Origin of the sequence: Streptomyces sp. NRRL B-1347, from assembly GCF_000720325.1 — a bacterium.
Classification (GTDB): domain Bacteria; phylum Actinomycetota; class Actinomycetes; order Streptomycetales; family Streptomycetaceae; genus Streptomyces.
In genome coordinates, this window is sequence record NZ_JOJM01000212.1 from 1 (window position 1) to 1,504 (window position 1,504).

Below are 1,504 nucleotides of genomic sequence, written 5' to 3' on the forward strand. Positions count from 1 at the left end.
CCGCCCGGCCCGCCCGCCGGCCCCCGCCCCGCCCGGCTCGTCCGTGTCCGGCCGCCGCACCGCCCCGGGCGGGGCCGGGCCGCACACCCGGTGCCCGGCGCCGGGTGCCGTGACCGCCCAGGAGTGTTCCCGCATGGCCGCCGCCGTCGTTGCCGTCGTCCGCCCGCACCGCCTGCCCTCCCTGACCGGCATGCGCTTCGCCGCCGCCGCCGCGGTGTTCGCCTTCCACGCCTCCTTCGCGGGCTTCTTCGCCGACCCCGGCACCCAGCACCGGCTCGCCGACGTCCTGTCCAAGGCCGGCTGGGTGGGGGTGTCGTTCTTCTTCGTGCTCAGCGGCTTCGTGCTGACCTGGTCGGCCCGGCCCGCCGACAGCGCCCGCCGCTTCTGGCGCCGCCGCCTGGCCAAGATCTACCCCAGCCACCTGGTGACCGCCCTGGCCGCCTTCGTCCTGCTCGCCACCACCGGCGCCGCCCTGCAGCCCGGCGCCGTGAGCGCCAACGTGCTCCTGGTCCAGTCGTTCTTCCCGCAGCCGGACATGTACGTCAGCGGCAACCCGGTCAGCTGGTCCCTCTCCTGCGAGCTGCTGTTCTACCTGGCCTTCCCGCTGCTGTGGCGGGCCCTGCGGGCGCTGCCCGCGCGCGGCCTGTGGCCGCTGGCCGCAGCCCTGGCCGCCGCCGTGACCGCCCTGCCCGCCGCCGTCGCCCTGCTGCCCGACACCCCGGCCCTGGCCCTGCCCGACGGCACCACCGGCCAGTGGCAGTACTGGCTGCTGTACGTCTTCCCGCCGGTGCGCGCCGCGGAGTTCGCCCTGGGCATGGTGATGGCCCGGATCGTGCGCGAGGGCCACTGGCGCGGCCCGCGCCCGCTGCCCGCCGCCGCCCTGCTGGGCGCCGGCTACGTGCTGGCCACCCAACTGCCCTACCTGGCAGGGCTGGTGGCCGCGACCCTGGTGCCCGTCGCCCTGCTGATCGGCGCCCTGGCCCACGCCGACGCCACCGGCCGGCCCACCGTGCTGGCCGCGCCCGCCCTGGTCCGCCTCGGCGAGCTCTCCTTCGCCCTGTACCTGGTGCACCGCCTGGTCCTCATCCACGGCCACCGGGCGCTGGACGAGCGCGCGTTCACCACCCCGGTGGCCCTGCTGGTGACCGCCGCGGCCCTCGCGGTGAGCCTGGCGGTCGCCGCCCTGCTGCACCACGCGGTGGAAAAACCGGCGATGCGATTTCTGGCGGGCCCCGCGGAACACCGCACGAAAACAGCACGGGCCCGCGCAAAGAATTCCTCAAAACCCCCCGCGACTAAGCCAACTTGCCGGGATGAAACACCATTCCTTGCCCGTACGGGAACGCCTCAGAATCCTGAAATCCATGCCGGGCCGACGGCTGAAGGCCACCACGAGGGGGGTGAACGATGAGCGGCCCCTCAGCCCCTGACCGCGCCCCACCGCCCCGTGCCGCCGGCCCCGCACCCCCGGCCCCCGGACCCGGCCCCCGCACCACCCCCGCCG

The 1,504-nt window shown here is 75.9% G+C and carries 1 protein-coding gene; it reads left to right on the plus strand.

Translation table 11 applies throughout. The features are described from left to right. Positions 1 to 133: 133 nt before the first annotated feature. Positions 134 to 1,411, plus strand: coding sequence for an acyltransferase family protein (locus tag IG74_RS0144520; RefSeq protein ID WP_051856746.1), 1,278 nt, complete (start codon positions 134 to 136; stop codon positions 1,409 to 1,411). Positions 1,412 to 1,504: the final 93 nt, after the last annotated feature.

Coding starts and splice junctions, on each gene's coding strand:
- IG74_RS0144520 (WP_051856746.1), top strand. CDS start 134: ATGGCCGCCGCCGTCGTTGCCGTCGTCCGCCCGCACCGCCTGCCCTCC.